Below are 26240 nucleotides of genomic sequence, written 5' to 3'. Positions count from 1 at the left end.
GCAGACCTGGCCGCGCGCCAGCAAATCGAGCTGGAGCATGAACATAACCAGGCCGAAGTGTATGAGTGGCCCGGCAACTATGGCGAAAATCCGTTAGGCGAGCGCTATGCACGCCAGCGCATGCAGGAACAACACCACATCCGTGATACCCGTACGCTGCGCAGCACGGCGCGGGGCGTGGCCACCGCCTCGCTGTTCAATCTGGTGCGCTGCCCCCGCACAGAAGAAAACCGCGAGTATGTGGTGCTGGGCACCCGCTATGATCTGAAAGAGAACAACTACCATTCAGTCAGCTCGCCTGAGGAGGCGGCACAAAACGGCCGCCGCTGCGTGTTCGATCTTACTGTGCAATGCGCCACGTTGCCGTTCAGGCCGCCGCGCATTACGCGCAAGCCGCGTACCCTGGGACCACAGACCGCTGTGGTGGTGGGCCCTGAAGGCAAGGAAATCTGGACCAATGAATATGGCCAGGTCAAGGTGCACTTTCATTGGGACCGATACGATAAGAAAGACGAGAACAGTTCATGTTGGATACGGGTTTCGAGCAGTTGGGCCAGTGGTAATTTCGGGGCGATCCAGGTACCGCGTATTGGTGATGAGGTCATTGTAGATTTCCTGAACGGGGATCCTGACAATCCAATTATCACAGGCCGTGTGTATAACGCAGCGATGATGCCGCCGTGGAAACTGCCGGACAATGCCACGCAGATGGGGCTGTATTCGCGTTCGTCTCCGGCAGGAAATTATGAGACAGCCAATGCGATTCGCTTTGAGGACAAGAAGGGCCAGGAGCAGCTGTGGATTCATGCCGAACGTAATCAGGACGTAGAGGTTGAGAATGACGATACGCTGACGGTCGGCAACAACAAGACCGACAAAATCGGCTGGCACTGGAAACTGAGTACGGGCGGCTTTAAGCAGGAAACAATCGATCTGGCTTCGGTTCAAAGCGTTGGGCTGGGCAAGATGATGAACGTCGGCATGGCCTACAACGTGAATGTAGGCGGGCTGTACTTGCGCAATATTGGCCTGCAGATGGCCAGTACGGTGGGCATGGACAGGACCGACCGGGTCGTGCAAAGCTGGACCTCGGATGTAGGGCATGTGTACTCGGTGACGGTGCGGGGCAAGGCCGTGGGCACTGCGGTACAAAAAGAACAGGAGCGCCCGCTGGTAGCCACCCCGGATTTCCAGCCGCAATTGCCTGGCGCGGTGGAAAGTTCGGACGCTAATCAGATTAGGATTACCGATGGCGGCCAGGCGAGCTTGTCAGGCGCTCAATACGCCAAGCTGATTGGCCCGGGTGGCGTCATCACGATTGACGAGGCGGGAATCCGCATCCGGGGCAAAGGCATTTATCTGCAAGCGCCGATCATCAGTATGACGGGCGGCGATGCGCAAGGGCTGGTGCCGGTCACCGAGGCCGATTGCGCCGAGTGCGCCAAGCGCACGACAACGCCGCATCCGGTGGATGTAGCCACCGGGCAGAAGATCTTGGTTACGGATGACTTTGTTCTGCCGGGCCGATTGCCGATCCGCTGGAGCCGGATGTATCGCAGCGCGGACCAGAGAGAGGGGCATTTGGGCGTGGCCTGGAAGCTGCCTTACTCGACGGAAATCAAACAGGCGCGGCAGGCATGGTGTATTTCGATGCCGATGGCCGCCAGTTGAACTTCCCGACCCTGGCTGTGGGTGAAGAACATTTCCATCCGATTGAGAAATACACGCTGCAACGTATTGAAGATAATGCTTCGCAGCCGCGCTACCGAATTCGCTTTACCAATGGCAATGAAGAACATTATGCGCAGCACCCAAAAGAGCCTAAACGATGGCAGCTGCATAGAGTCACGACGCGTGATGGACAATGGCTGGAGTTGAAGTACACCGTCCAAGGCGGACTGGAACACGTGCGCAACAACCGATACACGGTGCGTAGTGAACTGGATGCACAGGGACGGATTCTGGCGTTGCACCTGGCCGGCGATGAGGACGGACAGGTACTGGCCCGCTATTCTTATGATGAACAAGGTGATCTAGTTCTTGCGGTAGACCGGGCCGGTCGTGTCTGGCGTTACCGGTATGCGCATCACCTGCTGACCGAGTATCGCACGCCTTCGGGCGCGGTGCATGTTTCTGAATGGGATGGCGACACGCCGCAGGCGCGATGTGTGCGCACCTATGCGTATGCGGAGAATGCGGCTGCGCCAGGGGCCAGGCCGATGATTACGCGCGATACACGCTTTACGTATCTGCCTGCCTCCAAGACGACGCAGGTTACCGATGGGCTGGGCAACACAACGGAGTATCACTACAACGGGCTGTGGGCGGTGGATCGTGTGACGCATCCGGACGGCAGTGTAGAGCAGATTCATTTCGATGAGACGGGCAGCATCTCGGGCCATACGGATGCGCTGGGACGCAGCACGCGGTTTGTGAACAACGCGGCTGGAAGCCCGACATCGATGATCGATGCGGCAGGGAACGTGACTAGCGTATCCTATAACGCACAGAATCAACCGGTGCAGATCACAGACCCGGCAGGCCATGTGTGGCAGCGCAGCTATGATGACGCGGGGAACTTGGCCAGCGAGATCGATCCACTGGGCCATAGTACAAGCTATGCCTATGCCAATGGCCTGCCGGTCTCGCGCACCGATCCCATGGGCAATGCCACCAAGATGCAATGGGATGAGGCCGGACAATTGGCATCCAATGTGGATTGCTCCGGAAATCAGACGAAGTATCAATATGATTCTCTTGGCCAATTGACTGCGACGACCAATCCGCTGGGGCAGGTCAGCGAGTATTCTTGGAACCGGTCGGGCCAACTGGTAGGCAGTAAGCCTGCAGGTATGGGTTGGACATATGCTGGCTATGATAAGGCTGGCAGGGTAGTAACTCAGACTGATCCGTTGCAACGTATCACGTGTACTAGCTGGGACGCATACAATCAGCGTATTCAGGGCATTGACGCTGCAAAAGGTAATTTGTCCTTCGAATATGATGTCGTTGGGCGGTTAATCAAAATTACCAACGCAAAAGGCGAGTCGACAACCTATACTTATGATAGTCGTGGAAGGCGAGAGACAGAAATTGGATTCGATGGACGACGTCAAACCTTTAAATATAATGCTGCCGGCGAATTGATCGAACGGGTTGATTTCGGGCTAGATGGACAAATTACAACACGGATTGTGTACGATGTTTTAGGAAGACCTATTGAACGGTCAGTTAGTGATGGCAACCGTAGCATCTATCGTTATGATGAACGAGGATTTTTGACTCAAGCGCAAAACTCAACATCCGGAAAGTGTATCAGCCAAGTGACTTACGAGTATGATGCGGCTGGACGGATGGTTTCCGAGGTTCAGGCGCATCACGGAAGAGTATGGAGAATAGACCATACATTTGATTCGCTGGGGAATCGTACTCGTAGCCAAGTGCCTATTGTGGGCACCTTAAGTTGGCTACGCTATGGCAGCGGGTATGTCCACGAAATTCTACTCAACAATAACACGCTCGCTAATTTTGAGAGAGATGCGTTGCATCGTGAAATTCTTCGTGAACAAGGGCCCGTAACGCACCATTTCAGATTTAGTGAAGCCGGTTTTTTAGAAAAGCATCTTTGGCAAAATCTAGACAAGCAGGGTCAGGCGCTGGAGCCAGCGCGCAATTGGCGCTCATGGAGCTATGATGTAGCGGGCCAATTAACTGGTCTGCGCGACGCGTACCGAGGTAATAAGATTTTTGAATACGACGCATTAGCGCGTGTTACTCAAGTAGTGCAACATATAGACAATCTTGGAGCGTGGTATGAAAACTTCGCTTATGATCCCACACATAATTTGGTGGCGATAGAAAAGGGTGATATTAAAGGTGCCTTTAAACAAAAAATTACCAGCCACATTGCTGGTGATCGTTTACTAAAATTTGCTGATCTCACCCCGACAGGTGAAAAAATAGAATATGGATACGACGGTCATGGAAACAGGGTTTCCCGATCACAATTATCGTCTATGCAGACACAGGGGGAAGCAGAAAATTCAGAGATTAATCAGAAGGATGAACACGAATCAGTTCAGAATTTATATCATTACGATGGAAGCCACCAATTAGATAGAATCGTACATGCGGATGGCAGCGTAACGAAATACGTTTATGATGCGCTGGGCCGACGTATAGCGAAACACCATACTAGACCAGATAATAATATTAAAACCACGCTTTTTATGTGGGATAGAGACTGGATGATTCAAGAGACAAAAACCGGGCACGAAACACATGCAGATCAAACGACTACATATATACCTCATCCCGATAATTCCGGACCGCTTGTTAGTTTGAAGTCTGATCGGAGACACCATTATGTAACGGATCATTTGGGTACGCCACAAGAGATATATGACGATTTTCGAAAAGTAGTCTGGGCCGCAGATATGTCGGTGTACGGGAAATTAGGAAAACGTATAGTAAATGAGATTGAAAATCCCATACGTTTTCCAGGGCAGTATTACGATGAGGAATCGGGACTGCATTACAACAGATTCCGGTACTATGATCCTGAAGTGGGGCGATATATAAATCAGGACCCAATTGGATTGAGGGGCGGGCTTAATACCTACCAATATGGTAATGCGAACCCTGTTATGTCTACCGATCCTTTAGGATTAGCGCCTGGTGGTCCATACCATCCACCAGATGGCGTATCTACAGGGTGTACTCAAAATGACACTTGTCAACAAATAACTGGGAAAATGTTTGTTTTGGAACGCATGATCAATTCTCATCAAGGTTGGGATCGGCATATGCCTCCACCACGAGGAGGTGGCAGGCATGCTGGTGAGATAAGTGATTTATGGAGAGCTTTCGCAAAATGTCAGGCGTTGTTCGAGCGAAAATGTAAGAACTGCAAAGATTGTCAAAATAACAAAAACGAACAACCGGCGCCCATGGTAGAGTCTTCAGAGTCGAATACGGGAGCCTTGGTAGCAATTGGGCTCGGGGCGCTATTTGTAGTTGGTGTAATATTCGCACCACAAATTACAATACCAGCGGCCTTGGTGGGCGCAGCTGCGGGATCGTAAGGGATGGAAATGAACGAGGACTTAAACTGTATCTTAGCCAGCTTTGGAGATCCGGAATCTCCAAACATCGACACACTAAAGCGAAATGTCGTGCTTGGCTGGATGGCAGTCTCAGGATATTAATACAATCGGGGCGATATATTCTCTGCTATTGAAACGTGTGTACACGAGTCGTATTGAGCCGCCGTTGGCGTTCGAAGATTACAAAGATCTATTCCTGAGGTTCTATGAACAATGTATTACGGAGGATTCAGCTCTGGCGGATGATCTAGATTCTTTTGTCCTGTCCCGGTACACAGCGGCGCATGATTTTACCCGGTGGTTTATTTCTGTCTTTCAGGATGATCAAATACCGCGACGCTATATTTATGAAATAAAAAACTGGTTGAAGCAGCTATATATAGACGGTTCACCGGCAGTAAAATTATGCATAGAAACGGGAATACTTGAACATCTTTTTACCATTGAACAAATCAAGCGAGACTTCTCTGATTGGAAATCTGATCCCTTGCTTAAGTCTGCATATCGAGCCGCGCTAGCGTCTCATTAGTCGATGACAATGGTTTAAATTGACCTTATATATTTCTTGAAAAGCAGCTATAGCAGTGGAGATAAGTTGAAAACACTTACGGAGTATGGGAAATGGAATATGCACCATAAGACGTTTTATCGACTTACTTTATGTCTGCCAGGGTTGGTGCCGTTATTGTTTTACGTACTATCGTTAGTGGTGGGTCCTGGTAAATTATCCAATTTACTTGTGATGTCACTGGTTTTTGGTGGTGTACAGTATTTGTTTTTTGCTGCCCTTATTTTTTATTTGATTGGTCGCCTTGAATCGTTAAAAGAAGTAAAAAAATTATTCTGGTGTTCTCCATTTATATATATTATTTTTGGCACCGTTGGCTGGCAACTGGCATTTTACGTATGGAAATACTTTAAACCAATGTATAGTTTTTCAGTTGACGATGCTGTTGGTCCATTCTTTTTCTTTTCGATCTTTGGCCTGTTGTTTGGATATATTTATTGTTTGATTATCGAATTTGTTTTTCAAGTATTCAAAAAGAATAAATGGATTAATACTGAGGGTGAATACTGAATTAGATTTTCCTGTCAACTTAACATGACTCTAAAAAACTTCTACAGAGCAACATTGTTTCTGCCAATAGTTGCGCCCTTGATTATATCGATATTCGGTAAAACATCGTTAGGTTGGTGGCTTACAATGTCCATATTCATTTCAGGAATCGAATATATAATTTTTGCCATTGCTATGTTTTATCTAATTGGTAAATATCGAACAGATAAGAAAATAAGGCGATTGTTCTGGCTATCACCTCCAATTTTCATAGTAATTGCTATTTGTGGGTGGTATATAGGATTGTATATAGACAGGCTAACCAATCCGTCACTTATCGTATCTTTCGATATGGTTTATATATTTTTGTTCTATGGATTGCTGATTGGGTATGGCTACTGTCTCTTTTTTGAATTGATCTACCGAGTGTTTCAATCGCTGGGTTGGATCAGCTTGGATCAACATAATAAGTAAAGCTTTTCTGTCATTTGGAAAAAATCATAATGAACAACAAATCGACCCCAGCTGCCACGTTAGGTACTCCAACAACTCATGGTGGCGAGGTAACAACGGCAACCGCAGCTTTCACGATTGAAGGCAGAAAGGTAGCGCGCGTCGGGGACAGGATTACTTGCCCAGAGCATGGGGACGGATTCATCACTGATGGTGGAGTGGCTTCGATTGATGGCAGACGTATAGCCCACCACGGTAGTTCGACAAGTTGTGGCGCCACGTTAATTGTTTCGGGTAGCGGCCCTACAGTCTAGTTTTGATTTGGCGCGACCATGAGCGCTGAGAAGCTTATCGTGCATGGTTTGATTCTCGGGGCTTGATCGAATCTGCGTCCATACGCCGGGCTCACTCAGTATTGGCATTTGCCCCCTGAATACAACCCGCAGCGTCCGGATTCGCGGGTTGATGACAATGATGTAGTTTCCAGTCTCAGCTGCGGCTAGCCGTTGCGTATAGCATTCGCTTCGCGTCTGCTGTGCCATGCTTCGTGATCCGCACGCCTCAAGAAGGTCCAGGCGACGAAGCGGCTTTTTTTCTGGCCTTGCGCCATGTCGACTGTGCGCACATCGAGTGCGCCGGCGTTTTTGATACTGCGATAGACCTCGGGCAGATTTGACTCTTTCGAGACCAGGGTGGAGAACCAAAGCACCTGTTTCTGGACTGTCGTGCTTTCTTCAGCCATGCGGTTGATGAACAGGGCCTCGCCGCCTTCGCACCATAGCTCGGTATCGCGACCGCCAAAATTAAGCAATGGTCGCTTGTGCCGTGCCCCCGCTCGGCCCAGACCGCGCCATTTGCGTTCCGAATTGTTTGCCGCCTCTTCCGATGAGCTATAGAAGGGGGGATTGCATAGTGTCAGGTCAAAGCGATCATTCACGCCGACGAGGCCTTTGAATATATGGGCTGGCGACTTCTGCCGGCGTACTTCGGCTGCGTCGCTCAGGGCAGGGTTGGCCTGGATAATCGCTTGTGCTGATTTGACGGCACCCGGATCGATGTCCGAGCCCGTAAAGCGCCATCCATAGTCGAAATGGCCGATTATCGGATAGATCGCGCTGGCGCCAGTGCCGATGTCCAGTACATGCACCGCCGGACCGCGGGGTATGACGCCTGCATTGCGTTCTGCCAGCAAGTCGGCCAGATGGTGCACATAATCGCCCCGACCCGGAATGGGGGGCATAAATAGCCTTCCGGGATATCCCAGTGAGTCACACCGTACCAGGTTTTGAGCAGGGCGGCGTTGAGCGCCTGGACCGCGGCGGGATTGGTAAAATCAATGCTTTGATCGCCATAGGGATTGGCCCGGACGAAGGCGCCCAGTTCCGGCATGCTTTTGATCAACTCTGTGAAATCGTAGCGGCCTGATGGCGATTGCGGGGATGGAACAGGGATAGGGTGGACATTGCGTTCTGGGGCTACTTTGTGTTGAAGATCTGGCCATGATATCAATGAGTTCGGTAACCGTGGATAAAAATGGCACGAAATTCAATCAGGGCTCGCCTACTGTGCCGGCGATAAGGTTGAACTCAGCGTTACGAAAAGGACGTCCGTTGTGCAAGCCGAAAGGGCTTGGGCAGGCGGTCAGTGCCCATTGACGTCTATGTAGGTGCTACCAGCCAGAATGACTTCGGGTTCGCAGGCGGCCAGCGTGGCCGCTCCTCAGTGCGTCAGGCCTTGTATAATGGCGCATATGTCTGAGTTGAAAAAGTTGCCTCGTCCTCGTTGCGAGCATTGCCAGCGGCCTGCATCGCATTGCCTGTGTGCGTATATAAGTCGCATTCCTAACCGCACGCAGGTACTGGTGCTGCAACACCCGGATGAGGCGAACCACCCCCTGAATACCGCCCGGCTGGCGGTGATGGGGCTGCTTAATGCACAGTTGCTGGTGGGCGAGCATTTTCCGCAATTGGATGACATCGTTGCCGCAGCGGGCCGTGTGTTACTGCTCTTTCCGCAGCGGGAAGCAAGCAGCGCGCAGGTTGCTGCCGTTTCCACTTCCTCTTGCGGTGAGCCTGCCTCGTCGCTGCTAATCGTGCCGGACGGCACCTGGCGCAAGGCACGCAAAATAGTGGGCGCCAACCGGTGCTGGACACACTGCCTCGGCTGAGCCTCGCCCCCTGGCATGCCGTCGGAATACCGGATACGCAAGACGAACCAGCCTGCTGCCGTGTCCACCATTGAAGCGATTGCGCGTAGCCTGTCGCTGCTTGAACCTGAGCAAAGTTTCGATCGTTTATTGGCGCCCTTCAGGGCGCAGGTCGCGCAGCAGGTGCAGGCGATGGGGGAAGAGGTATATAGGCGAAATTATACGAATAGATGAGGGGTGTAATGTGGTAAGGCGGCCTACAGTGCCTTGCGCTAAGCGGGTGGCCTCGTCGGATGCTTACGTTATTGTCTAATGGCAAGTCACGATATGCTCTCTAGATGGAAGATTCTGATTTAGACGCCCCTCACTACCGCCAGTGCATCTGCCCAAGTAGTGTGAGTCTCGATATAATTCCGAATCAACGTCCGGTTCGAGCCAATCACTCCCGACCAACGATTGGCCCACGACTTATAAGCGTGCCAAGAGTAGCCAACATAAAGTTCACGTCTCATGGTGTTCATTGAAATCAACGTCGCATCCAGAAAGGTTTTCTCTATGGAGGTTCCTTTTAGGTCAAGGATGCTGGCCAAATAGATTAGCCAACGGGCTAGATGCTCATATTGATCCCATGCCCCGTTCTCCCGAGTGAGTTCAATTTTGGTGCTGATAACTTCTCCAAACATTTTCACGACTCGCGTGTGGTTGATGCTGACGCCAATCGCAGCTAAGGAGGATACGATCTCGAAGAAGGTATTTTCTATCCGGAGATAGTTTTTTGTGAAACTGTTGTTCTCAAAAATGACTTTACGAATGTTATCGATCGAATCAGCCATTCTCTTTTCGGCTTCTGGCATCGCAGCGTTTAGCTGGCGGAAAAAACTCGCTACTTCGGTCTGATCAATTACCCGAATTCCGTAGCAATGAGAGTAGTAGTCCTTGATGTGCTGAGCCACTGTGGATCGCGATACCAAGAATATATTTGAGCCAATGACATGATTGCGGGAGAACCCCTTATAGTCGCTGATGATTGCCTTGAGGTTTGTATCGCCCAGTGAATAGCCAATAATTACAATAGTATTCTCATGGAGGACGGTGCTAAGTTTTCTAGAGAAGTAAGACTCGGCATTGATGAACTTGAAATAGTCATCTGATGTCACGACCATGTTGTCTGGTGAATCCACTGAGCCATGAACGTGATAGATCTTGACCCTTGCCTGAGACCGTGGGATCGGTAGCCCAGGGGTTAGCGATTGGCAGCTCAAGTTGCCCGCCAATGACTCCAAAAGTTTGTCGTAGTTGGTTGTGATCACTTTGAATGATCTGGTGCCGAGAAACTTCACGAGGTCTGATGTATCGCCTTTTAGAGTTAATTGCCGGATCTGATTCGCGATCTCATGGTGGATGCTCTTTCCGACGTTTGTTAGTTCTATAGAGATAACTTGAGCGGCCTCTTCCAAATCAAGGGGATTGTTACCTGTTGACGGGAAAAGTGCCTCCTTTAGGCTTGTCGGATTCGGCGCTTCATCACAGACTGATTCGAGTAGCCCCTGCCAACTTGGAGCATCGTTTTCCGTTACGGCTTTTGAGAAACCAGTGCCAGTGAACAGGCAGAGTCTGTTAGATGCAGTTGCATATGCGATCTCGAAATACTCACTCAATTGTTAGCTCCTACGTCTAAATAAGTCACAAGCAGTTCATCTTCTCTATGATTCGCAGGCTAAATCATTACTTTATTCCAATCGACTTCATAACCTGCTGCTTTGAGCTCACGGGCAAGAGCCGTCCTCCATTCGCCAGACATTTCCGTCCAAACTACGCCGGCGAAGTCGGTTGGAATATCCACGTTGCCCGATTTTAAAGCGCAAACTTTGTCACGGCCCAACACTCCTATGAAATATCCAAGCTCCAATAGGACATTCTGCCTAACACGGGGCTTCAGATCCTCTCCAGTCTTACCTCCAACATCATCTGGTGTTAGCAGCACGACCGCCATTCCCACGCCAGAGTGCCACTCTATTTTCTCAATAATTGTTCGGCCGCTATTAGCTTGCTCATGAAGGATTATTACTTCAATACCTAGCTTCTCGATGAAACGAGCAACCGTTTCTCGAACGGCTTCATCATGTCCGTGAACAAGGAACACTCTATGCGCATTGACTGCTACACTCGAATGCGAAGGAACGCCGACAGGCACGGCAGTTTCAAGGTCCTCTAGATCCGTATGTAATGTGTTGATCGCTTGTCTGAGCAATGCCTTGGCATCGCTTATTTTTTCCCCTGTAATTCTTTTATAGTCGGGATCGGGCATACCTGAAATCCATACCGTCGGGTGGTAATGAAGATTATATGCCTCGCTGTATCTTTTTGCGGCAGTTGTGTCCGCTCCAAAACATCGCTCTAAAGTGTCTTCGATACTACGTTCAAGAGCCTTAAGCTCCGGAGAGGTCCCACTCTGCACCGTGTGCAGGTCAACTGCATCAAGATCTGCTATGCGTTGTTGAAGTCGCTCTATCCCTCGCGTTAATTGTCCTTCATCCAGAGAAATCTTTGGTTGATTCGCAGTTGATGGTGTTGCCTTCCTCACTTGATTATTCCTTACTGTTCGCCATTGAATGGGTCTACAGGGTAATTGCCGATATCTACTTGTAAAATAACTTGTAAAGTATTACATTTTACAACCAATTCCGGATCGGAGATTCATATGGGCCGCTTTACTGCGCATGCGCAATACGACGATTACAAACCTGATAACTGCCTGGTCGCAGCAGATGATGCCGACAACAATAATCGGTATAATTATCTTAAAAAAACACCATGATTTAAAAGAACATGAATCAGTCTTTGGTATCAAGTTTTATAGTGGCGAAAGGTTTAAATCCATAAAAATATTGCTGTTCGATAGCTCTGGTTTTGAATCCGTTGCCGAGGCGATTAGAAACGCCTCAAGGCTAATACAAGTCCGGATAGCGAAAATCGAGGACATGACGGCGGATGACTTTTTGAAGTTTGTCAACCGATTTAGTCTTGTTATGTCCAGGCAACCAGTGATAGGCAAAGAGGCCTCGTTTGAGGATTAGAACAGTTTGTGCGGTTTTGAGATCAACATTGACCGTATAAGGGCCAAAACATGACGTTCAGGAAGCAAGCCGGAAAATCAACCTAAGTGATTGCTCTTATTTTGGTGACGCGGCTCTGAGTTGAACCGGCACGCCTTGCGGCCGGGGATTTGAGTCGGTGATTTACAGTGTCTCTACAGGGAAATGGGGCGAATTCTAGCGTAGGTTGAAATAGGTAAAACTAATTTTAAATCAGCAGGTTAGCGTATTTTAACTGATCCGGTGAAAACTTATCGCTGTACCAAAATTTCGGTACAGCGTAGACGTGGCCTAGCGCAGATGACTGTACACGACCCTAAACGGCCTTGGCGAGGGGCAGCAGCCGGCTTAGGCAGCTCAGTTTCAGGGAGCTAGCTGCATCACTTGTCTCGTGGTATTTATTCGTTAACGCTGGATAAAACAGGACGGTATCGCATGTTTGAACATTTGCAGAGAGAGCTTCGTCGATTGGCTGCCGCTCAGCAGGTTTCTGTGCCCATTGAAGGTGACGCGGAGGGCTACTCCGATAAAGAGTGTCCCGCAGAGGCGTGCCTGTTCCAGTTCAAGATCTACGGTGATGATTGGACAAATATCGTGAGGGACGAAGAGGTTTTCTGTCCATCTTGCAGGCACGCTGCTCCAGCGAAATCATGGTACACAACCGCGCAGATCGAAGCGGCGAAGGAGTACGCTTTGGGCTCCGTGGTCAACGGCCTGAACGGCGCTATGCGAGCAGACGCTCAAGCCTCTAAACGACGGCAAAAGCCAGGCGCTTTCCTCAGCGTCACATTAGCCGTCAAAGAAGGAAAGGATGCTGTTCTTTTACCGGTAGCTGCAGCGGAACCGATGCGGCTACGAACCAGATGCGACAATTGCGCGTGCAGATACTCCTACGTTGGCGCTGCCTACTTTTGTCCGAGCTGCGGAAAAAATTCGGCGAGCCATACCTTTCTCCAAACATTAGCGACTATCCGAACCTCGGCTGCATTGGGTGGATCGCTGCGCGAAGTACTGGGGCCCGACGAAGCTGAGGTGATGACACGGACTCTGCTGGAAAAAGCCATTTTAGACACAGTTACTTCTTTCCAGCGGCTTGCTGAGCAGTTGTATGAAGCTCGAACCGGCAAAGAGCCGCGGCGCAACGCTTTCCAGAATATTGATGCTGGCTCTGCACTGTGGGAGGCAGAGCTCGGACTTTCGTATTCTCAGCTACTGGAGGCCTCAGCCCTGGCACGACTGCGTATCTACTATCAGCAACGCCACCTTCTTGCACACCAGCAGGGTATCGTTGATAACGATTATGCTGTACGCAGCGGGGATACAACCTACGAGGTTGGACAACGGCTATTAATCAAAGAAGGTGCTGCGCTAGAATTCGCAGGCTTGATAGAACGGCTCGGGATAGCACTATTAGCCCGTTGTTCGCCTTGAACTGCGTTAATTTTCGCCAAGTCACTGCCAAGGGTCACCGCCGTGAATTCAGTTTTTTGCGGGTAGCTGTTTCTGGCCGGCAAGCGACTGCTTGCCGGCCGGGATGCATCAAACCTCGGTTTGTTCTGCCATCTCAAGGGCATCGTCGACCTCGATGCCGAGATAGCGAACCGTGCTTTCCAGCTTCGTATGCCCGAGCAGCAACAGTACAGCCCGAAGATTCTTCGTCCTGCGGTAAATCAGCGAAGCTTTTGTACGGCGCATAGTGTGGGTGCCATTGCGGTATCGTCTAGGCCAATCGAGGCGACCCAGCGATGCACGATCCGGGCATACAGCCGTGTGGACAGATGCGGCGACGTATGCAACCGGCTCGGAAACAGAAAATCCGCCGCCTTTAGTCCTCACGCCTCGATCCAGGCTTCAAGGCTCCCACGGGTTAGCTCCGTGATCTCGAATTGCACCGGTCGTTGGGTCGTTTGTTGCATGGCGGTGGCTCTTGCGGCCATGTGGCTTCCGTGACGGACGTCCTGCACCTGCAATCGCGTGAGATCGCACGCTCGAAGCTTGCTATCGATTACGAGATTGAACATTGCGAGTTCCCGGACGTTCGACGCCATCTGGACTCTCGTTCGGATAGCCCAAATTTCTCGGAGCTTTAGTGGCGGCTTCTGCCCGGTGAGTTTGCCCTTGTTCCATGGTACACGACGGCCAACGGTGACATTCTCGGATTCCATGACAATCTCCTTTCGGGTAAAGGGAGATTGCGTTTGCACCTACGGAGGGTCGCTATCCGACCCAAAGCTGCGATGCATTCACTCAGCCAACTAGAAATGGCATGTATTGTTCAGTCTGTAAGAAGTCAAAATTCGATTCATTTGCTCCTGAATTTTGCACCAGTATGTACAGGGCCTCCCTAGATTTATCGTAATAATTTTTTGCGTTTTCAAATGTCAATTCTCTGTACGGATCAATGCGCGGAGCTTTGTTCTCAGTGTCACGAGTCCATTCAAAATCGTTATTGACTAAACCTATGTCGTACTCTTTGTAGTGGGCTAGCCAGTTACGCATTCTTATTAGGCGGCGAACGGATTGCCACGGATCATTGCCCCAATCTGGCTCAGTTCCGCCAAAAATTTGAATTTGCTCAATTTTTGAGGTGATTCTCAGTTCGTCAAAGTGGCGAAAATTAATCTCCTTCGAGAGAATACTATTGGTAAGTGCTTCTACTGCTGATACACAAGCCAAGATGCACATGGCTGCGGTTTCAGGTTCTTCATCGCTACAACCTCTATCAAGCATCGCTTTCGTTTGGGCTAAAAATGCTTGCTCTGCGTAAAAGTGAACACGAAAAGTCATTGCCAATACCTCATTTTCGATTCTCTTATTTTATGTTTTAGCTTTCCAACAATCCATGACGGCTCATGCCCGACGGTAACCAAAGCCTGAGGTCCAAAACCGACCCGCATCAGACATCAAAAAACTAGATTTTGTCAGCCAAGTTCTACTGCTTGCTGCGAGGCTAACTCCACCCCTTTATGAAGTAGCCACAGGCTTTCAATTCTTTCGCTACCGCGTTCTTCCAGCCACCGTAGCCATCAAGTGTAACGTATACAACCCCGCTAATGTCATTAGGTGTCTCAATCTTTCCCTTCACCAACGCACATACATTTTCACGGCCGAGTTTTGCCATTAAATACCCATGTTCAAATACCACATTTTGCCGAGCGCGGTTTTGCGGAGCAACTGTCGTTTCGTGAATACCGCGTCCATGGTCGCATGCGGTATAAAGGACGAGGGCGAAGTCCGACTCGTTGGTATAGCGCTCAATTTTCTCAATAATTGTCATGCCTGAACTGGCCTGCTCGTGCAGAATTATTGGCTCAAGTCCGAGCTCCACAACAAAACGCGCCACTTCCTGCTTCGCTTCATTATCGCGACCATGCACCATGAAGACTTTTCGCTTGTTCCGCGTTACAGGCCCGGTGGCAACACCTTTTGCGGAAGGGAGTGCCATAACGGAGGGCTTCGGACCCGACTTTTGGGCGGAACTCCCTGCCGACTGTCCGAACTCTAAGAAATCCAGCAACCCGGTGAACTCTTCGGAAATGTACGTTCTACGTTCCAGGTAGGTCTTGAATTTGGGCTGTATAAAGTGCCAAAAAGAAGTCAAGTCGCGATTTACTCGAACAAATGAAGGAACCAGTTGCTCGATATCAGGCATGGACAAAAGTTCCTGCCTGAGGACGCTGTACTCGTTCGTATCAGCCTTTCTGCCGCTCGCGTGGGAGGTAAGCAGAGTAGCTAAGTAGTTAGCCTTCTCAAAAGGAGTACGCAGGAATTTTATGCTCATAGCTGATTGTCCACCGGAGTTTTTTTGCTAAATCGGATATCTCGACGTTTAGCTGGAAGCGCGAGGGGCGACTCTTCCTAGCTATTCGGGTCTTCCGGTTGCCCAAAAAGCGATCTGCCTATCAACCAAACAGATCGCCCAAAGTTATGAATCAGTTGCTCACCTTGCCTCAGGTGCGAACGGCTCTGGTCAATTCCAGCAAGCTTGATGGAATCTGCAACTTTTGATCCGGTCGGATGCGCATCGCCGACGCGCATGTCATATGCGCCAGCAATCTCTGCAAAGATTTGGCGAGCTTTCTCGGCCCCAACCTTTTTGGCCAATACATATTGCAGCAGCTTATTTGAACCAAGTTTTTCCTTCTCTGCGTAGCCTGAATGCTTGAGAATATCGCGCACATTAAGTCGATCCGAGAACACACGGACAAGTTCTTTCGCTAGCCTCAGCAGCGAGGCTTGATCCTTGCTCGTAAATCTGGAAATTTGCTGCATCGCGGCATCATCATCTATATCATGAGTGAACAGCGAAATTCCGTATTCTTCCTGAAATCTCGCTTCAAGCATCCGCATACTCCGGAATAGCATGACTTCTACGGCATGTGTAGATGCCGGTTGAGATTTGACTTGTGCGGCCAGCAACTCACTCGAAACTTTCCCTTCCGGAACAACGTTATGCGCGGCCCAAATATGCTGTTCCCAAGAGGCCAAGCGGGCAACATCATAAGCATAGACAGTAATCAAATCGGAAGAATTAATTCCGAAATGAGTCTTATGTCCACAGGTTGAAAGAATGCCACCAGTTTCTGCCGTATACCACTCAAGTGAAAAGCCTCGATTATTAAGAAGCTCAGTAACTACACTAGATCGGAACCACAGCCATCGGCCAATTTCTTCATCATCCAATTTTGAAGATAGCATGCGCGCGCCATCAGTCTCGACGATGAATTGAGGGAGATTTGTGTCTGCATCCGCCCGAACTCGCATGCTCTGCGATTGATGGTCAATCCATTCATCTCGCCAAAATTCGCCTTCTACCCGGACACCTTCATAACCGCCGCGATGTCCTTGCGAGCTTTCATGGCTGGTGTTGCCATCGTTTTCCGCCCCCATCACTGGAGCGTCCTCATCTTCATCGACGTCAGTTCGCCAAGCTCGGAACACGGCCCAGCTTCCTCCGAAGACGTCATTTAGACTGCGAATTCGGAGCTCAAATCGCCCGCCGTCTCGCTGCTCTTTCTGGTCGTTCAGATTTGCGTACGCGCCACACTCAAGAAGAGGCACATTTTCCACTCTTTGGCGGTAATAAGAGAGGCGAAGTGAAAGATTTCTTGCTGCCAGATAGTCAAGGAGAAATTCTCGCTTGATCTCGATCAGACGATGCTTGCCGTTTTCATCAAGAATTTCGCGAGCCACTACCACGAAATTCTCTTCTGGTCTTACCCAGTTTGTTCCTTCCTTTATCAAGCGGAGTGCTACGACTAAATCAGGATTCAATATCCATAATCTTCCCCCAACGACCGGCTGAGGATGCTCAAAGACGAGGTTAAAACCGATTGGTTCCTTATCGTTGTATTGGTACTGCTCAATGGATGAGTAATAGCCATCCTTATAAGCATACGGAGTCACGTCATGGCCGATGCCGATATCACTCCAGCTTAAGCGCTCATCAACTAATCCCCGATGCTCTGGTGGAAACGCAACAGACCCACATGCAAAAACATCGCTGACGAAGCCTATCTCCCTAACATCCCCATTCTCATCAGCGGCGGATGCCCTCAATGGCACCCAAGTCGCGTTGGAGAAGGCGCGGCGAGTTTCTTTTTTCTGGAGAGTCCACTCTTCATTCATCATTGTTCTTTCTTAAGTGCCAAACACGAGCCGTTCACGGATGACTGTTCTTGACCGACAGCAGACGGTTCTGAGTCAGCGCCTTTACAAGATTTCCACCACATCTAAACATTGGAGTGCACATGTAATGCAAATCCCGGCGATATCGTTTGGCTTCGTCCTGTTTCATGCGTACAGTTCTCAGCCATGGTTGCCTCCGTACTTTATGTAATGTTATATTACAATATGTGGGATTTTTTTGTCACTTTGAGGCAAGACCGCGAGAAAAGGCTTTGCGCAGAAATTATCCCGTTTTTCTGCCAATCAATAGATTTCCCCGATTGACGGCTATCCCGGCTATTTGCGAACGAGGCCACTTCCCAAAGAGGCTTTGCCTCTCTGGACTCTCCACCCTCGCCGGCGGGAGCTCGAGGGGCAGGGTTATAGGCCGTTGGCCCTGCACTCCTACCCCGGGCGCAGCGTGTGGGCACTCCCGCCGCGCCAACCCCTTGACCCGTCATCCGTGCAACCAAAGAACATTGCGAGCATTCAGTCCTGCTGGTTTGGCTGGAAGATGAGTCAAGGGCGGTACCGGAGGCAGCAGCTCGAACCAAAGCGTAGGGAACGGGCGAGGGTACCGGGAGTAGAGCCAAGAACATCCGGGCCAAGCAAGCCGCCAAGATGCAGCCCCGGTTGCTTGCGCTACTGGAGCAGTTCGCCCACAGTCCCGCCCAGGCACTGGCCGGTACGCTCAAGTCGTGGCTGGAGCCGATTGTGAGGGTGTGGCGTTTTTCCAAATCCAACGGCATCACCGAAGGCTTCCATACTAAAATGGAAATGCTTTCGCGACGTGCGTTTGGGTTCAGAGATCTTGAGAATTACCGCTTGCGAGTATTAGCTCAATGCGGCTGGAATGGAGTGATCAATCGAGTTTGGTGAATACCCATCCCCCGATTTTGGCGTAGAGCCCGCTGGATTACGTCATGATGCCCACCCATCGTTTTAACCAGGGGCGAATCGAAGTGGATGCAGAGGAGCTTGAGGAATTGGAATAACTAGCTGCTGGTGCCCGGGGCCGGAATCGAACCGGCACGCCTTGCGGCGGGGGATTTTGAGTTTGCGCTTTAAGGTGTTTGTATAGAGAAAGGTGGTAAAGCTGAGCGTAAGTTAAAGTAGGTAAAAGTAATTGTTAATCAGTAGGTTAGCGTAATTTGGCGAAATTGTCGAGAACCTATGAGCGTACTTGTACTGTACCGAAATTCGGTACAGTAATTAAAAGACAGACGGACAGTAGATAGAGGTGAGCGATAGAAGGCAGCGGGGGATTCTGTTCTGGCTTACCAATATGTGGCCAATAATCCGTTAACCTCTGTTGATCCTATGGGGCTCGACAAATGGGACTGGAATGGTGTAGGCGATAGTGCAGTGTGCAGTTATTATGACGATATGATTGCAGCTCAACCGCAGCATTCACGATTGAAGGCAGAAAGATAGCACGCGTTGGTGACAAGACTACTAGCCAGGAAACGGGAGACTTCATCACAGATGGTGCTCTAGCCACGATTGATGGCAGACGTATAGCCTGCCATGGTGGCACGACAAGTTGTGGTGCCAAGTTAATTGTTCCGGACGAAGGCCCTACAGTGTAATACGTTGACTTTGTCCAAGTTTATAGTCCTACGCTCGAGGTTTTGGCGGCAATTGAGTTGGCTTTGTTATTCAGGAAATATGACGGTCCACGTAAAATCGTGTGGGCAGCTGACCTGGATGCCTATGGTAAAGTAGCCAAGCAGATTGCTGCCGATGTTGACAATCCGATTCGATTCTCTGCTCAATATTATGACGCAGGCTCAGAAAAGAGGGAAGTTCCTAGGAACTGAGATTCGCTGCCTCGTAGAAAGGCTAGCTTCACAGAAGCCCGAGACATCGCCTCAAGGGTTGACCTGTATTCGGAAGCCAACTTCTCCAGCTGAGAAGCTCGGACACTACCTGGGCGTGGAAGCGGAATCATAACGTTCGCAAGTTCAGATGTACGGATACGATTATGTGAAGCTGATGTCCTGATGTAAGACTACGGATCTGACTTTGAACTAACTCGCTTAACAATAGATAAGCAATCAAGTATGAGTCGATCCCCGGTTTGGCAGCTAGCACCTCGAATTCGGAAGAACAAAGCGTCTTCTTCTCGAAATCAGGCGTCATACAAACTCGCGGAATGCGAGGGTTTATCCTTGCAACAAGTATCTCGCCGGGCTGCGTCGGTACCCCGGGAGTTATAGGCGCATATGTTTGGGCTCCAGCGGTGTCTACAAGTCCTTCACCAAGAACATGTAAGACAGATACGTACGCCATACCGGGCATCCAGCGTTCATTACGCCTGGCTTCTCCGCAGAAGTCGACAAGCTCATGCAGTGCAACCATATCGAGGTCTTTCGCCGACTGTACGGACGCGATCGCCTCAAGACGTTGGGCACTGTAGTGGCTAGGAGTCCAGCTCGAACGTAGAACCTCAGATTCTTCGACTGAAACACAAGAAGGATCACGATTTAGAACTTGGGAAGAAGTCAGCTGCTTTGACTGTGCCGCGCTGTAGGCATCGAGAATCTGAGGAAGCTGATTAATCCCCTTTCGCTGCTTGATTTGAATACCTTTACGTGACGAAACCTGGAAACCCAGGTCCGTAGCCTTTGCCATGAACACATGTGAAGAAGCTTGGCTACGTCCCTTCTGGATATATAAGACTGACGTCTTCGTTCGCGTTCCCGCTTGAGCAAATGTAACCGCGGGTAGCTCAATAATCGCTTTTAATGTCGCTGTCTTTGCAAGATGTTGACGTAGAATTGCTGCGGTTCCTTTTGCTGAGACAATGCCGATCCGGAATGACAATAAGCAGACGTCCTCCATCGCGGAGTAGCTTAAGGTTTCGATCAATGAACAAAAGCTCGGAATCGATTGACAGACCGACCTTTGTCAATGAGCTGAAAAACGGTGTGTTTTCGCCGCAATCCGTACGTACTTCTTCGCTAGAAAAGCGAGCCCCAAAAGGGGGGTTGGTTAGAATCAGGTCGACACCGTCGTTCAATTCGTCTAAAGCCGATCCTCGAACCAGAGAGTTCCCTATTTCTATCCGGTGCTCGTTTACATCAAACAATTCCAAATTTATCGTTGCAAGCCGAGCCATTCGCTCGACCTTATCCTGGCCAATGAGCCGGATTTTCTCAAGATCTAGACACCTAGCTTTCGACCGAAAGTAGAATGTTGTGAGAAATGAGCCGACCCCACAAGAGGGGTCAAGTACCGTTAAGTACCGGCTTTGTGAATCGCTTTGAATATCGTTTAATGCCATGTCGACTACGAAATCAACAACTTCCGGAGGCGTCATGTATTGGGCGTCTTCAACATTTCCCCTGAAATTGTCTCGGACGAAGTGCCCAAAAGTTTCATTCAAAATATCGAAAGGATCGCCATTTTCCTTGGCTTGATAGGCAAGATCAACGCACTGACGTATAAGTAAAGTAAGCTCATGCGCTAGCGATTGGTCGTCAGCCCTAAGTGCTAGCTTCGGGTGTTCGCCGAATATTGAGCGCCCGGACTTCTTCCACTGATATTGAGGCAATCTTGCTGCTGTCTCAAATGCACTCTGTAGTTCCGAGACAAGGACAGAGGAGGAAGGGGCGGGGAACTCCGCAATGAGTCCACGCTTATACGCAAGGTAAGTAGCAAACAGTTTCGCGATTTCATCGAGTTTTGCGTTCGAGTCGTCCAGACGGCCAGAACGATGAAAGGTCTCTCGCAAAGCGGTCAAGCTCAGATACACCGAGCTGTATCCGTCAGTTAGCGAATCCGGCGCAGATAATGAAGTTTCCATACCATTCCTTTTTCCATAGCATTCTTTTGATTGGAATCTATTTTGCCAGCTAAACCGCGTTGCTGCAAGTAGATGTTTCCAGCACACTATAAAAATGTCTACCATAACTATCAAAATCGGACGAAGTGTTAGAACGCTTCGTGAGGGGCGTCGGCTCTCTCAAGAAGCTCTGGCAGACCTGGCTGGTGTGAGTCGCAGTTTTCTAGGAGAGATTGAACGCGGGGAAGCAGTACCGTCTATCGAAACTCTACAGAAATTAGCGGACGCGCTAGGAGAAAAGCTTTCCTTTCTAATTACGCAATATGAACGACTTGACGAGTGAAACTACCTTTGCTGACGCGCCTTCGATAATTGATCCTGGATTGGACCCCGGCCATCCACGTCACGCATCAAATCCTACGGCCGCAGCGCTTTCACTGCTGGATTTACATTATGAGGCGTTTTACGACGTGGAACCTTTCGCTTCGCAGACTGGTCATCCGGTCCCAATGGACACAAGGGGATGGTCGCAAATACTGGCGAGCGTTTTATCAGGGATTAACGGCCTAGCGCGGCAGAAAGGGGCAGATCTGGCTGATGGCTCAGACGTTAAAGGCGCAAATACTTGGAAAGCGATAGACACCCCGCGATTTAATGGGGTAATTAAGGCTGGGACCAAGGCTCTAACTTCTGACAAAATAGAAAGCCTTGACGTGATGCCTCACCTCTATCTGGTGTTATGGGATCAGACGATTAGAGATACTGCTCGGTGTCGTATTTGGGTGGTTCGGCCACAGCACGATGTCCTTTTTCGTGGGATTTGTACAAATTGGTACGACAAAAGAACGGCGGATGAAATTTCGTCGACAAATTTCCAGCTTCATCCTCCTCGCCGTAACGACAGCAATGTAATTAGAAACTCTTGCGGTAACCTAGAGTACCCACTTTACTTCTGCGCAGACGTTCCGACGGCGAAAGCGAACGTTACCGCCTGATCACGTTTGCACCCGAGGTTTTGAATATCGGACTGTGTACCGCAACATAAAGTTTGAGTGGTTACTTGTCGTACACCAATGAGGCGAGCCGACTGGTGGCTGCGCCACTAAGTAAAACTCATGGTGCCGGGGCCGGAATCGAACTCCTATAACAATCAATGGTGAGTTAAGAAATGTACATAAAACGGTACCGCTTGGGTAGTGTCAGAGTTGGTACCCGCAGTAAGTAAATCGTCTTTTGTCATCCATTGGAAAATTTCTGTTTGCTCACCGACCTCTCCGGTTAGCGTCATCATCAGATTCTTGGGAGAGTGAAGCTATGCCCGGCCGCAGTCTGCTGCGAATTTTTCCAAGGCGTGGCTTAATTCTATTGGCAGGGGACAGCGTTATTGATTTCACATACGCCGGATACTTTATCGTAACCGTACGTGGGCAGAGCGCCTCCTGCTTGATAGACCACGATCTCGATTTTCCAACGTCACTTCATCGTAGTGTCACCCGTATTGCCAAACTATCATAATTCATGCGGGTTTCGGGCATTTTCGTAGTGGCTGTGCACTACACTGAGGTTGCTGGCCTAAAAAAATATTAAATAAATCAAGTGCTTGATGCCACTGCAAGGTGCGTATTGTGTATAGCCCGAATTTAAGGAAATTTGAGCTATGGAATGGCCCTTTTAAGGGACATTCGGAGGGTCATAACTATCCCGTCGAGCATAGCTCGACGATAGTGCAAAAATGATGCAATGATGGTGCGGGTATGGTGCGCTCGTTCAGGTCGAGTCGTATCGATGATGCAAAAATGATGCAGATATGGTGCAATTATGATGCATTGTTTGTATCGCTGAATGTATTAGCAGGCAGTTATCGAACGCTGAGAATAACCACACGTGAAATCGCTAACGGCTATATTTCGAGATAGTCGTTGGAGCAGAGAAAAGTAAAAATTAGTCAAATCAGGGATCTTACGAAGTATAAATACGTACTACCAGAGTGTGAATAACTACCCTGTCAATTTGTCACCCTCCCCCCGAAATTCGCGGGGGTCGGTGACATAGCTGTGTCATCCCCTCCATGACATGGCTGTGTCAGGCCCCCCATGACATAGCTATGTCATACCAAGAACCACCATATGAATCATCAGTGAACTACTACTAGTGTGGATAACTTTGATATCCACGTGAAACCGCTAACGATAGTGCGAGAAAAGACTATTACAAAAAGCACGTGAAATCACTAACGCTAATTCTAAAGGTGGCCTATGCGTCTTTGGCATGACCGATTATGGCTGGCCGTTCATTGAATAATGGATTGCACAATCCAAAAAAAATCGCGAACAATCAAGGGATTGTTGTGTCAATAGCCGTAAATGAAATGTTGACAGATATTGACAACCTATTGATTTATAAGGATTTATTGACAGATATTGTTTTCTGATGCATGATTGGCAACATTCAATATTCATCTGTTTGGGATATTTCGGAGAGCATATGAAAACTACATTTGTTGTTGCTAAATTATCACCTCCAGAGGGTCTGGGTTCTCCGTTCTATGTTGGTGAACAGGACGGGATAATTCAATGGGGTGGGCCGACTGAAGCTTTTTTATTTTCGACCGTATTGCGGGCGAAATCCTTTTGTCGCAGTTATTCAGAGCCCGAAAATCTAGAAATCTTTCAAGTCGTATCGCGTGGAATTAAATATGCTCAGTCTTGAACGCTCCTGATTTTTAGCAAGGAAGATGACTATGAAAGGAACAATTATTTCTCTAGGGCTGTCGGCTGCGGCATTTGGTACTATGACCACACTCGCATCTCCTGTTTTTGCTGCAGGAATACCGGTCTTTGATGGTGCGGCGGCTGCGAAGTGGGTTGAGCAAATTAGGAGTATGAAAGGCCAGCTCGATATAGCACGTGGTCAGCTGGCTGAAGCTAAGCGCATGTACGAATCAGTTACGGGGGTTCGTGGCTTTGGTGACCTGATGCGGAATCCCGAATTGCGTCAATTCCTCCCTCAAGATGTGACTCAGCTTTATGATGCGGTTCAAGGTGGCAGTTTTGAAGGTATTTCTGGTTCAGTACAGGATATTTTGAAGGCAGAGAGCACTTCAGAATCTTCGGTGGCGAATATGCTTACTGCAATAGACCACCGACAGCGTATCGCGGCGGCGACCGATAAGGCAGTCGGTTTACAAGGTTATGAAGGCGCAAAAAGGCGTCTGGATCAAATTGAGGCTCTTACCGACCAAATTGATAATACGATGGATCAGAAGGCAATTGCTGAGTTGGCTGCACGTATCTCAGCTGAAAAAGCAGCTATTCAGAATGAAACGACGAAATTGCAAATGCTGTCGATGCTTCAGGACGCTGAACAGAAATTGATTGCAGTACAGAAACATGAAGTTAGTCGGAAAATTCTTGATCCTGACAACACCGGTATGCCAGTAATCAAATAGGAAAGTACATGAAAGAATTTGGTTTGGTTATTGCTGTAGTCTTGTCGGCGATTGGTTTGGTGGGGTGTAAAGAAGAATCTACAAAAGATGTACGGTATTGGTACGAGCACAATGAAGAGCGAATGAAACTACTGGCGGAATGTCGCAACAACCCTGGAGAACGAGGAATCACTCCAAATTGTATTAACGCCAGGGAGGCACAAAAGAAAAGATCGCTTGGTCTAGCGCCGGATTTATGGAGTAATAATGGCAGGCTTTAATTTTTTCAATCCGCTTTTCGATAAATTCGATTCGCTGACAGCGACTTTTGTCACGGACGTTTCTGCAAAACTTATTACAACATTGACCCCTGTATTAATGGCTGGTCTTGCGATAAGTTTTATTGTTTATTCATTGGCAATAATACGCGGAGTAATAGATACGCCATTAAGTGATTATATTTGGCGTTGCTTCAGAATAGGAGTGATCGTTTCAATTGCTTCAGCGGGGGGCTTGTATCAATCCGTGATAGCCGATGCAATTGTACATACCCCAGATGACTTGGCGGCAGCATTAGTAGCGGATCCGGCGTCAACCCATACAGCGGGAAATATTCTGGACGCTGCCGCTGAAAAAGGCTATGACGTTGCCGCAAAAGCATTTGATCAAGCAAGCTTTTTTAGTGGTGATGGCTTAACTTACATGGCGTTTGGAGTGCTCGCTATTTTAGCCTCCGTTGCTCTTGCTGGGATTGGCGGGGCTTTCCTAATACTTGCAAAGGTTGCTATAGCTATTCTTGTCGCTTTAGGGCCATTGTTTATATTTGCGCTGCTGTGGCAGGCAACGCATCGTTTTTTTGAGCTGTGGACCGCTCAGATCTTGAATTACGGATTATTGATTGTGCTTTGTTCTGCGGTATTTATGCTGCTAATGAAAATGTTTGGCGATTATATGGAAGGGATTCAATTCGATGGCGTAACGAATGTGGTCTATGCGCTTGGTGGGGCGTGCATGATTTCCGTCGTTTCAGTACTTTTATTACTTCAAATGCCTTCGATCGCGGCCGGTTTGGCTGGTGGTGCGGGTCTGAGCTATATGTGGGAAATGCGTATGTTACGTGGTGGGGTGGAGGCGGGATTTAGAGCTCCAGGCGGCGTATATCGCGGTGCTCGCGTAACAGCGAAAGGCATCCAATCGGTCGGCGGTGGAGTTAGGCGTATAGCTGGCTATGCACGCGGGCGCCTTGCTGCATAAAGTACGAATTTGGGGAAAGAATTGAGTAATCAAAAAAAAGCGTTTTGTCACTATGGTGTTTCGGAGGAACTGAAACATCAATTTGTGAGCGCGGCATCTGCGAATGATCGGGTGGCGAGCCAAGTGATGCGTGATTTGATGCGAGAGTATATTTTTAGAAATAGTAAAGGACGTTTTTGGGATCCTGGTGCAGAGATCAAGCGTAACTTGATTGTTAAAAAATGAGGTAACTATGAGTCGTAATGTTAA

The 26240-nt window shown here is 49.1% G+C and carries 19 protein-coding genes and 4 pseudogenes; 15 read left to right on the top strand and 8 right to left on the bottom strand.

Annotated features, from left to right (window positions below):
• The first annotated feature begins 6 nt into the window (after window positions 1-6).
• The 4 genes from tssI (at window position 7) to TKWG_RS22775 (ending at window position 6929) form a co-directional block, all read left to right on the top strand.
• On the top strand, window positions 7-1671 hold the full coding sequence (tssI, locus tag TKWG_RS26170) for a type VI secretion system tip protein TssI/VgrG (RefSeq protein WP_081489329.1): 1665 nt from the start codon (window positions 7-9) through the stop codon (window positions 1669-1671).
• Window positions 1638-5084 (top strand): RHS repeat-associated core domain-containing protein, encoded by a 3447-nt coding sequence (locus TKWG_RS16890; RefSeq protein ID WP_041709607.1) that lies wholly within the window; start codon window positions 1638-1640, stop codon window positions 5082-5084. The genes tssI and TKWG_RS16890 overlap by 34 nt, the downstream gene beginning before the upstream one ends.
• Window positions 5085-5700: 616 nt before the next feature.
• Window positions 5701-6183: a hypothetical protein gene (locus TKWG_RS16880; RefSeq protein WP_148274567.1), complete on the top strand. Its 483-nt coding sequence runs from the start codon at window positions 5701-5703 to the stop codon at window positions 6181-6183.
• 482 nt (window positions 6184-6665) lie between these two features.
• The gene (locus TKWG_RS22775) at window positions 6666-6929 is read left to right on the top strand and encodes a PAAR domain-containing protein (protein WP_014751995.1); all 264 of its coding nucleotides are present in this window, start codon (window positions 6666-6668) and stop codon (window positions 6927-6929) included.
• A 185-nt stretch (window positions 6930-7114) separates the two neighbouring features.
• Here TKWG_RS22775 and rlmF read toward each other — a convergent pair.
• Window positions 7115-8004 (bottom strand): annotated as a pseudogene (rlmF, locus tag TKWG_RS16870) (23S rRNA (adenine(1618)-N(6))-methyltransferase RlmF).
• 292 nt (window positions 8005-8296) lie between these two features.
• Between rlmF and TKWG_RS16865 the strand changes: the two are divergent.
• Window positions 8297-8995, top strand: a pseudogene (locus TKWG_RS16865) (tRNA-uridine aminocarboxypropyltransferase).
• A 119-nt stretch (window positions 8996-9114) separates the two neighbouring features.
• Here the strand turns inward: TKWG_RS16865 and TKWG_RS16860 are convergent.
• On the bottom strand, window positions 9115-10419 hold the full coding sequence (locus TKWG_RS16860; RefSeq protein WP_014751991.1) for an SIR2 family protein: 1305 nt from the start codon (window positions 10417-10419) through the stop codon (window positions 9115-9117).
• 59 nt (window positions 10420-10478) lie between these two features.
• Window positions 10479-11345, bottom strand: coding sequence for a TIR domain-containing protein (locus TKWG_RS16855; protein ID WP_014751990.1), 867 nt, complete (start codon window positions 11343-11345; stop codon window positions 10479-10481).
• Window positions 11346-12291: 946 nt separating this feature from the next.
• Here TKWG_RS16855 and TKWG_RS16845 point away from each other — a divergent pair.
• Window positions 12292-13287 carry a hypothetical protein gene (locus tag TKWG_RS16845; protein ID WP_014751988.1) on the top strand — a complete coding sequence of 332 codons (996 nt, stop codon included), beginning with the start codon at window positions 12292-12294 and terminating at the stop codon, window positions 13285-13287.
• 108 nt (window positions 13288-13395) lie between these two features.
• Here the strand turns inward: TKWG_RS16845 and TKWG_RS16840 are convergent.
• The 4 genes and pseudogenes from TKWG_RS16840 to TKWG_RS16825 form a co-directional block, all read right to left on the bottom strand.
• A pseudogene (locus TKWG_RS16840) lies at window positions 13396-14021 on the bottom strand (tyrosine-type recombinase/integrase).
• An 82-nt stretch (window positions 14022-14103) separates the two neighbouring features.
• Complete coding sequence (locus TKWG_RS16835) at window positions 14104-14643, bottom strand: hypothetical protein (protein WP_014751985.1); 540 nt, start codon at window positions 14641-14643, stop codon at window positions 14104-14106.
• Between the two features lie 163 nt (window positions 14644-14806).
• The gene (locus TKWG_RS25385) at window positions 14807-15508 is read right to left on the bottom strand and encodes a TIR domain-containing protein (RefSeq protein ID WP_238534216.1); all 702 of its coding nucleotides are present in this window, start codon (window positions 15506-15508) and stop codon (window positions 14807-14809) included.
• Between the two features lie 206 nt (window positions 15509-15714).
• The gene (locus TKWG_RS16825) at window positions 15715-17487 is read right to left on the bottom strand and encodes a hypothetical protein (protein ID WP_014751983.1); all 1773 of its coding nucleotides are present in this window, start codon (window positions 17485-17487) and stop codon (window positions 15715-15717) included.
• A gap of 633 nt (window positions 17488-18120) precedes the next feature.
• Here TKWG_RS16825 and TKWG_RS16820 point away from each other — a divergent pair.
• Both TKWG_RS16820 and TKWG_RS22765 read left to right on the top strand, forming a co-directional pair.
• The gene (locus TKWG_RS16820; RefSeq protein WP_041709605.1) at window positions 18121-18402 is read left to right on the top strand and encodes a transposase; all 282 of its coding nucleotides are present in this window, start codon (window positions 18121-18123) and stop codon (window positions 18400-18402) included.
• A gap of 536 nt (window positions 18403-18938) precedes the next feature.
• Window positions 18939-19112, top strand: a complete 174-nt coding sequence (locus TKWG_RS22765) for a PAAR domain-containing protein (RefSeq protein ID WP_081489405.1) — start codon at window positions 18939-18941, stop codon at window positions 19110-19112.
• 358 nt (window positions 19113-19470) lie between these two features.
• Here the strand turns inward: TKWG_RS22765 and TKWG_RS27295 are convergent.
• Window positions 19471-21331: pseudogene (locus TKWG_RS27295) on the bottom strand (N-6 DNA methylase).
• Between the two features lie 94 nt (window positions 21332-21425).
• Here TKWG_RS27295 and TKWG_RS22760 point away from each other — a divergent pair.
• The 7 genes from TKWG_RS22760 to TKWG_RS23335 all read left to right on the top strand — a co-directional run bounded on the left by TKWG_RS22760 (window position 21426) and on the right by TKWG_RS23335 (window position 26216).
• Window positions 21426-21653, top strand: coding sequence for a helix-turn-helix domain-containing protein (locus tag TKWG_RS22760; protein ID WP_014751978.1), 228 nt, complete (start codon window positions 21426-21428; stop codon window positions 21651-21653).
• Entirely contained in the window at window positions 21634-22305 is a 672-nt protein-coding gene (locus tag TKWG_RS27290) for a MamI family restriction endonuclease (protein ID WP_014751977.1), read from the top strand. The genes TKWG_RS22760 and TKWG_RS27290 overlap by 20 nt, the downstream gene beginning before the upstream one ends.
• 1489 nt (window positions 22306-23794) lie before the next feature.
• Window positions 23795-24019 carry a hypothetical protein gene (locus TKWG_RS23345; protein WP_148274564.1) on the top strand — a complete coding sequence of 75 codons (225 nt, stop codon included), beginning with the start codon at window positions 23795-23797 and terminating at the stop codon, window positions 24017-24019.
• A 31-nt stretch (window positions 24020-24050) separates the two neighbouring features.
• Window positions 24051-24758: a P-type DNA transfer protein VirB5 gene (virB5, locus tag TKWG_RS16795; RefSeq protein WP_014751976.1), complete on the top strand. Its 708-nt coding sequence runs from the start codon at window positions 24051-24053 to the stop codon at window positions 24756-24758.
• Between the two features lie 8 nt (window positions 24759-24766).
• Window positions 24767-25018, top strand: a complete 252-nt coding sequence (locus TKWG_RS23340) for an EexN family lipoprotein (RefSeq protein ID WP_148274563.1) — start codon at window positions 24767-24769, stop codon at window positions 25016-25018.
• Entirely contained in the window at window positions 25005-25991 is a 987-nt protein-coding gene (locus tag TKWG_RS16790; RefSeq protein WP_014751975.1) for a type IV secretion system protein, read from the top strand. The genes TKWG_RS23340 and TKWG_RS16790 overlap by 14 nt, the downstream gene beginning before the upstream one ends.
• Window positions 25992-26012: 21 nt before the next feature.
• Complete coding sequence (locus tag TKWG_RS23335; RefSeq protein WP_148274562.1) at window positions 26013-26216, top strand: hypothetical protein; 204 nt, start codon at window positions 26013-26015, stop codon at window positions 26214-26216.
• The last annotated feature ends 24 nt before the right edge of the window (window positions 26217-26240 follow it).

The organism is Advenella kashmirensis WT001 (genome assembly GCF_000219915.2).
GTDB classification, from domain to species: domain Bacteria; phylum Pseudomonadota; class Gammaproteobacteria; order Burkholderiales; family Burkholderiaceae_B; genus Advenella; species Advenella kashmirensis.
The sequence above is the reverse complement of the archived record's forward strand: the minus strand, read 5'-3'. Positions and strand labels throughout refer to the sequence as shown.

Bases quoted from the DNA above. Each gene is read 5' to 3' on its own strand.
- virB5 (WP_014751976.1), top strand. From the start codon at position 24,051: ATGAAAGGAACAATTATTTCTCTAGGGCTGTCGGCTGCGGCATTTGGT.
- TKWG_RS16790 (WP_014751975.1), top strand. From the start codon at position 25,005: ATGGCAGGCTTTAATTTTTTCAATCCGCTTTTCGATAAATTCGATTCG.
- TKWG_RS22760 (WP_014751978.1), top strand. From the start codon at position 21,426: ATGTCTACCATAACTATCAAAATCGGACGAAGTGTTAGAACGCTTCGT.
- TKWG_RS16835 (WP_014751985.1), bottom strand. From the start codon at position 14,643: ATGACTTTTCGTGTTCACTTTTACGCAGAGCAAGCATTTTTAGCCCAA.
- TKWG_RS16845 (WP_014751988.1), top strand. From the start codon at position 12,292: ATGTTTGAACATTTGCAGAGAGAGCTTCGTCGATTGGCTGCCGCTCAG.
- TKWG_RS22775 (WP_014751995.1), top strand. From the start codon at position 6,666: ATGAACAACAAATCGACCCCAGCTGCCACGTTAGGTACTCCAACAACT.
- TKWG_RS23340 (WP_148274563.1), top strand. From the start codon at position 24,767: ATGAAAGAATTTGGTTTGGTTATTGCTGTAGTCTTGTCGGCGATTGGT.
- TKWG_RS16890 (WP_041709607.1), top strand. From the start codon at position 1,638: ATGGTGTATTTCGATGCCGATGGCCGCCAGTTGAACTTCCCGACCCTG.
- TKWG_RS25385 (WP_238534216.1), bottom strand. From the start codon at position 15,508: ATGCCTGATATCGAGCAACTGGTTCCTTCATTTGTTCGAGTAAATCGC.
- TKWG_RS27290 (WP_014751977.1), top strand. From the start codon at position 21,634: ATGAACGACTTGACGAGTGAAACTACCTTTGCTGACGCGCCTTCGATA.
- TKWG_RS16825 (WP_014751983.1), bottom strand. From the start codon at position 17,487: ATGATGAATGAAGAGTGGACTCTCCAGAAAAAAGAAACTCGCCGCGCC.
- TKWG_RS23345 (WP_148274564.1), top strand. From the start codon at position 23,795: ATGAAAACTACATTTGTTGTTGCTAAATTATCACCTCCAGAGGGTCTG.